Origin of the sequence: Methylobacterium tarhaniae, from assembly GCF_001043955.1 — a bacterium.
In the GTDB taxonomy this organism is placed as follows: domain Bacteria; phylum Pseudomonadota; class Alphaproteobacteria; order Rhizobiales; family Beijerinckiaceae; genus Methylobacterium; species Methylobacterium tarhaniae.
On record NZ_LABZ01000260.1, the window covers coordinates 1 to 6,701 of the forward strand.

At 70.4% G+C, this 6,701-nt stretch carries 6 protein-coding genes and 3 tRNA genes; 7 read left to right on the forward strand and 2 right to left on the reverse strand.

What is annotated here, in order from left to right; translation table 11 throughout:
- Positions 1-245 precede the first annotated feature (245 nt).
- From VQ03_RS27820 to VQ03_RS27835, 4 genes are all read left to right on the forward strand, one after another.
- A complete protein-coding gene (locus VQ03_RS27820; RefSeq protein WP_048454168.1) occupies positions 246-716 on the forward strand; it encodes an NUDIX domain-containing protein in 471 nt (156 codons plus the stop codon).
- A gap of 102 nt (positions 717-818) precedes the next feature.
- A tRNA-Gly gene (locus VQ03_RS27825) sits at positions 819-893 on the forward strand.
- 28 nt (positions 894-921) lie between these two features.
- Positions 922-996 (forward strand) — tRNA-Gly (locus tag VQ03_RS27830).
- 24 nt (positions 997-1,020) lie between these two features.
- Positions 1,021-1,095: transfer RNA gene (locus VQ03_RS27835), tRNA-Gly, on the forward strand.
- 421 nt (positions 1,096-1,516) lie between these two features.
- On the opposite strand, the gene VQ03_RS27840 is transcribed toward VQ03_RS27835, so the two are convergent.
- Entirely contained in the window at positions 1,517-1,999 is a 483-nt protein-coding gene (locus VQ03_RS27840) for a peroxiredoxin (protein WP_048454169.1), read from the reverse strand.
- Between the two features lie 170 nt (positions 2,000-2,169).
- Between VQ03_RS27840 and VQ03_RS27845 the strand changes: the two genes are divergently transcribed.
- Positions 2,170-2,850 carry a YqgE/AlgH family protein gene (locus VQ03_RS27845; RefSeq protein ID WP_083468260.1) on the forward strand — a complete coding sequence of 227 codons (681 nt, stop codon included), beginning with the start codon at positions 2,170-2,172 and terminating at the stop codon, positions 2,848-2,850.
- Between the two features lie 60 nt (positions 2,851-2,910).
- Here the strand turns inward: VQ03_RS27845 and VQ03_RS27850 are convergent, their stop codons facing one another.
- Positions 2,911-3,900, reverse strand: coding sequence for a hypothetical protein (locus VQ03_RS27850; RefSeq protein WP_048454170.1), 990 nt, complete (start codon positions 3,898-3,900; stop codon positions 2,911-2,913).
- 387 nt (positions 3,901-4,287) lie between these two features.
- On the opposite strand from VQ03_RS27850, the gene dnaK reads away from it, so the two are divergent.
- Positions 4,288-6,207: a molecular chaperone DnaK gene (gene dnaK / locus VQ03_RS27855; RefSeq protein WP_048454171.1), complete on the forward strand. Its 1,920-nt coding sequence runs from the start codon at positions 4,288-4,290 to the stop codon at positions 6,205-6,207.
- A gap of 146 nt (positions 6,208-6,353) precedes the next feature.
- The coding region (locus VQ03_RS27860; RefSeq protein WP_048454172.1) for a DnaJ domain-containing protein at positions 6,354-6,701 on the forward strand (348 nt) is incomplete at its 3' end.

The window sequence follows — 6,701 nt, forward strand, 5'->3', positions numbered from 1 at the left end:
GCCGGCACGCCGGAGGGCGTCGGCGCGGTCACCCGCGGCCAGACCATGGTCGGGACGATCGCGGGCGTCGGCGAGATCCGACTGACCGTCGTCTGACACCGCGACGTCCTCGAACGGACCCGTTCGAGGACACCGGCCAAACCCGAACAGGTCTGCGCCACAGGCGCCGGACGCCGCTGCGCCGGACGCCTCGCCATCGCCGTGTCGGCGGCGAGGCACGATGGCCCGAGAACAGGAGACGCGGGATGACGCGCCGACAGGCCCTGCTGATGCGGGGCGCCCACCTCGTCTGGCGCTTCACCCGCGGCATGACCCTCGGGGTGCGCGGGGCGGCGATCGATGCGGAGAACCGCGTCTGCCTCGTGCGCCACACCTACATGGATGGCTGGCACCTGCCGGGCGGCGGCGTCGAGCCGGGCGAGACGGCGATCGAGGCCATCACCCGGGAGTTCCGCGAAGAGACCGGGATCGTCCTCGACGCGAGCGCCACGCCGGCCCTGCACGGCTTCTACTTCAACGACCGTGCCTCCCGCCGCGACCACGTCGCGCTCTACGTCGCCCGTGCCTTCACGGTGCCGGTGCCCAAGCGCCCCGACCGCGAGATCGCGCAAGCCGCGTTCTTCCCCCTCGACGCCCTGCCGCCGGAAACGACCCCGGCGACCCGGGCGCGGCTCGCCGAGATCCGGGACGGGACACCGCCCGCCGCCACCTGGTAGGGCCTGCCCGAAGCCGGCTCCGCAACCCCTTGCGCTCCCCGGCGGAATGGTGTTTATGCCGCTCATCGGCGCCGCCACGGTGACGCCGACGGAAAACAGCGAGCGGGTGTAGCTCAGGGGTAGAGCACAACCTTGCCAAGGTTGGGGTCGAGGGTTCGAATCCCTTCGCCCGCTCCAGTTTTTCCACGAGGCCGAACGAGTTTGGGCGGGTGTAGCTCAGGGGTAGAGCACAACCTTGCCAAGGTTGGGGTCGAGGGTTCGAATCCCTTCGCCCGCTCCAAGTTCGGACGGCCTGACACAGTGAGCGGGTGTAGCTCAGGGGTAGAGCACAACCTTGCCAAGGTTGGGGTCGAGGGTTCGAATCCCTTCGCCCGCTCCAATTGTCCCATGACGAACAAGCCAGACAGAGCATTGAGCACCGACGATCCGGCTGATCACCGGATGGGCGTGTGAGCGCCAGGCCGGCTGCGAGCCCGTCTCCGGTGAGGCTCCGGGACGAGGCGGCATCCGGGCTGCGCCGCGCAGATCGGGGTCGATCTCTCGCCCGCTTTCGCCAGGAGGCGCGGGTCGTCGACCCGTGCTGCGCCGCCCGCAACGCCGCACGGGCGACCCACTCTCGACCTCATCCCGATGTGCTGCCGCTTGCAGCAGCCTCGTAGGAGCGCTCCGGACGTTGCTGCGATCCCTGGAACTCTCTTTCGAGGCCCGCTGGCGTGGGCACCGCGGGATGAGGTCGAGGAGGCGACGGGTCGAGAAAGCCGGATCCCGGCGCCGACGATGACGACCGGGCAGGACGCCTCTCAGAGCGACTTCAGCAGCGTCTCCGCCCCCGACAGGTCCGCCTTCGACGGTGCGTCCTCGACGTTGAGCACGCGCACCACGCCGTCCTCGACCAGCATGGCGTAGCGCTTCGAGCGCACGCCGAGGCCGAAGCCGGTGCCGTCCATGTCGAGGCCGAGCGCCTTGGCGAAGTCGCCGTTGCCGTCGGCCAGGAACTCGATGCCCTCGGCGCCGGCCGATTTCGACCACGCTTCGAGCACGAACACGTCGTTGACCGAGGTCACCGCGATCGCGTCGATGCCGCGGGCCAGGATGTCGTCGCGCCGGGTGACGTAGCCGGGCAGGTGGTTGCGGTGGCAGGTCGGGGTGAAGGCGCCCGGCACAGCCACCAGCACCACCCGGCGGCCCTTGAACACGTCGTCGGTGGTCTTCGGGACCGGGCCCTCGGGGCCCATGACCCGGAAGGTCGCCTGGGGCAGGTGATCGCCGACCTGGATCGTCATCGTGCTCTCCTGAAGAACGTTCCGGGCCGGCCCCGCCGGGGTCCCGTACCCGGGGCGGGGTCTAGCGCGGCGGTCAGGCTGAGTCGAGGCGGGACCCGGCAGGCGCTCCCGCGCGTTCATCGACGAGGCAGGCTATGGACAACGCCGGGGCGGAGCGTAGCATGGGCTTCATGCGCAGCAGATTTCCACAGGACCTCCTCTCCCAGGACCCGGCCTTCGGCGCGGCGCCGGACCCGCGCGCCGGCGACCGGGAGGGGCCGGCCCACGGCGCGCCGAGCTATCTCGACGGCCAGCTCCTCGTCGCGATGCCGGGCATGGCCGACGAGCGGTTCTCGCGTTCGGTGATCTATCTGTGCGCGCATTCGGCCGAGGGGGCGATGGGCATCATCGTCAACAAGCCGGCCGCCGACCTCAACATGCCGGACCTCCTGGTCCAGCTCGACATCATCGCGCAGGACGACGCCATCCGGCTGCCGGCCTATGTCGGTCACATGCCGGTGCTGATGGGCGGGCCGGTGGAGGCGAGCCGGGGCTTCGTGCTGCACTCGCCCGACTTCCACATCGACCAGTCGACGCTCCTGATCGACAACGGCATCTGTCTCACCGCGACGATCGAGATCCTGCGGGCGATCGCGGTCGGCAAGGGTCCGGCGAGCGCGGTGCTGGCCCTGGGCTATGCCGGCTGGCAGGCCGGCCAGCTCGAGAGCGAGATCCAGGCCAATGGCTGGCTGCACTGCCCGGCCGATCCGGACCTGATCTTCAACAGCGCCCTCGAGACCAAGTACGACCGGGCGCTGCGCGGCATCGGCATCGAGCCCGCCATGCTCTCGGCCACCGCCGGCCACGCCTGACGCGGCCGGGCGGCGTCCCGCCACGTGCCTACCGGTTTTCTGCGGCTGCTGGTCCTGCGCCTACTGATCCTGGGCGCCCGCCTCGAAGCTCGGATTCATCCCCTCCACCGCCGGGGCGGGGCGCCGGCGCACCGGCCGCGGCGCGTTGCTGGCGGTCGGGGCCGCGCCGGACAGGCCGAGGCGGGTGGCGAGGGACAGAGCCCGCGCCTCGGAGAAGCGCAGGTGGCAGAAGCCGTGCGACCCCTCGCGGACATAGGCGCGGCACATCTGCTCGCGGTCGGACGAGAAGGCGGCCTGCTCGGTCACGATCGGCCGCACGTCCTCGCGCCGGGCGCGCTGGGTCATGACCTTGTAGTTCTCGCGCACCGCCTTGTCGGCGACGCCCCGGGCGGTGTCGAATTCCTGGGCCCGCGGCAGCAGCGTGGCGGCGCCCGGACCCCACAGGCCCTTCGGGGTGGTGGCGCAATCGGAGGCCGTGAACACGCACGCATCCGCCTCGGCGAGCGGCGTGACCATCACGCTGCCCTCCAGGATCTCGAACCGCAGCGGGCAGGCCGGGCCGGAAGAGGCGAGCTGGGTGACGCCGTTGGGCTTGCCCTGGTCGGCGAGGGCGAGCGGCTGGCCGTCGCCGAGCACGACCTTGCAGCTCTCGGTCGGCTGCGAGACCTTCGTGCCGGCAAGCGTGACGCGGGCGGTGAAGCCGGCACCCGCGCGCTCCAGGCGCAAGGACCCGGCATTGCCGTTCTGCTGCAGCTCCTGGCCCAGGATCGCGTCGTCGTTGGGGGTCTTGAGCACCACGGGCTTCGGGGGCGCGGGCGGCGCCGGAGCCGGCCGGGGGGCGGCCTCGGGCGGCACCTCGCCGGGCGCCCGCCCGCCCGGAACCGGGGCCGGGGGCACCGGCGGACGCGCCGCCCGGCCGATGCCGAACAGCTCCTCGAGGAAGGACTGGGCCGAGGCCGGGGCCGGCGCCACCATCAGGACCGCCGCGAGGGGCAGGGCCGCCAGCGCGGGCAGGGCCACCGGGCGGAGGAGGGGGCGAACGGGCTGCATCAGGCTCCAGGCGAAAGGCGCGGGGCGACAGGCACGGGATCGCCGTGCTCTCAGGGTCCTAGCATGGGGTCCGTGGCAGGGGCGTGGCAAGCCCGCAACATTGTCGTGGCGGCTTGACCATACGTCGGAGGGGAAGCCCCCGCGGAAAACCGCCCCGGGCGGGCCGGTGCGAATCGCGATGGCAGGCCGGCCCGGCTCGCCTTGCGGCCCCGAAACGGCCTTCTTATATCGGGTCCGGCGCGGGCAACGCCCCCGCTCGCCGGCCTTCCGGCGATGCGTGGTCCGGTCCGGCCCGCCCCGGCTCAAACCTTTGACAAGTACCGCCATGGGCCGAGCTGCTTCGGGGCTCGGCGGTCTGCTTAAAAAACACCAACGAGGGATCCCACCATGGGTAAAGTGATCGGCATCGACCTTGGCACCACGAATAGCTGCGTGGCCGTGATGGAAGGCACGCAGCCCAAGGTCATCGAGAACGCGGAAGGCGCGCGCACCACCCCGTCGATCGTCGCCTTCACCGACGACGGCGAGCGGCTCGTCGGCCAGCCGGCCAAGCGCCAGGCGGTGACGAACCCCGAGCGCACCTTCTTCGCGATCAAGCGCCTCATCGGCCGTACCTACGACGACCCGATGACGCAGAAGGACAAGGGGCTCGTCCCCTACAAGATCACCCGCTCGAGCGGCGGCGACGCCTGGGTCGAGGCGGACGGCAAGTCCTACTCGCCGTCGCAGATCTCCGCCTTCACCCTGCAGAAGATGAAGGAGACGGCCGAGTCGTATCTCGGCCAGCCGGTCACCCAGGCGGTCATCACCGTTCCGGCCTACTTCAACGACGCCCAGCGCCAGGCGACCAAGGATGCCGGCAAGATCGCCGGCCTCGAGGTGCTGCGCATCATCAACGAGCCGACCGCGGCGGCGCTCGCCTACGGCCTCGACAAGAAGAAGGCCGGCCTGATCGCGGTCTACGACCTCGGCGGCGGCACCTTCGACGTCTCGATCCTGGAGATCGGCGACGGCGTGTTCGAGGTGAAGTCCACGAACGGCGACACGTTCCTGGGCGGCGAGGACTTCGACAACCGCATCGTCGAGTACCTGGCGGCCGAGTTCAAGCGCGAGCAGGGCATCGACCTGACCAAGGACAAGCTCGCCCTCCAGCGCCTCAAGGAGGCCGCCGAGAAGGCGAAGATCGAGCTGTCCTCGGCGACCCAGACCGAGATCAACCTGCCCTACATCACCGCCGATGCGAGCGGCCCGAAGCACCTGGCGCTGAAGCTCAGCCGCGCCAAGTACGAGTCGCTGGTCGACGACCTGGTGCAGCGCACGATCGAGCCCTGCCGCAAGGCGCTCAAGGATGCCGGCGTGTCGGCGGCCGAGATCGACGAGGTGGTCCTGGTCGGCGGCATGACCCGCATGCCGAAGGTCCAGGAGCAGGTGAAGACCTTCTTCGGCAAGGAGCCCCACAAGGGCGTCAACCCGGACGAGGTCGTGGCGATCGGCGCCGCGGTGCAGGCGGGCGTGCTCCAGGGCGACGTCAAGGACGTGCTGCTCCTCGACGTGACCCCGCTGTCCCTCGGCATCGAGACCCTGGGCGGCGTGTTCACCCGGCTCATCGACCGCAACACCACCATCCCGACCAAGAAGTCGCAGGTGTTCTCGACGGCCGAGGACAACCAGAACGCGGTCACCATCCGGGTCTTCCAGGGTGAGCGCGAGATGGCGGCCGACAACAAGCTGCTCGGCCAGTTCGACCTCGTCGGCATCCCGCCGGCCCCGCGCGGCCTGCCGCAGATCGAGGTGACCTTCGACATCGACGCCAACGGCATCGTCAACGTGACGGCCAAGGACAAGGCGACGGGCAAGGAGCACCAGATCCGCATCCAGGCCTCGGGCGGCCTGTCCGACGCCGACATCCAGCGCATGGTGCAGGAGGCCGAGGCCAACGCGGCCGAGGACAAGAAGCGCCGCGAGCTGGTCGAGGTGAAGAACCAGGGCGAGAGCCTGATCCACGCCACCGAGAAGTCGGTGACCGAGCACGGCGACAAGGTCCCGGCCTCCGACAAGGCCGCGATCACCACCGCCATCGACGCCCTGCGCCAGTCCCTGGCCGGCGAGGACGTCGAGCAGATCAAGGCCCGCACCACCGACCTGATGCAGGCCTCGATGAAGCTCGGCGAGGCGATGTACGCCGCGAGCCAGGCCGCTCCGGACGCCGCCGCGGGCGCGGCCCCGGGCGCCGAGCCCAAGAAGGACGACGTCATCGACGCCGACTTCCAGGAAGTCGACGACAAGGACCAGAAGAAGCGGGCGTAAATCGCCTTGAGGTTGCCGCACGGATCTGAGATCCGTGCGGTCCAGTGATTTGCGACGCGACCCGGTCCCCGGCGCCGACAACGGCGCCGGGGACCGGACGTGTATGGACGATGCCCGACGGGGATACGGCGGGGCCGGGGACAGGAATGTCGAAGCGCGACTATTACGAGGTGCTGGGCGTCGCCCGGACCGCGACCGACGGCGAGATGAAGTCGGCCTTCCGCAAGCTGGCGATGGTCTACCACCCCGACCGCAACCCCGGCGACAAGGAGGCCGAGCTCAAGTTCAAGGAGCTGAACGAGGCCTACCAGTGCCTCTCCGACGGGCAGAAGCGTGCCGCCTACGACCGCTTCGGCCACGCCGCCTTCTCGCAGGGCGGCCAGGGCGGCCCCGGATTCGGCAACGAGTTCGGCGACTTCATGTCGGACATCTTCGACACGTTCTTCGGCGATGCCCGCGGCGGCAGCGGCGGACGTCCGGGCGCCGGTCCGGGC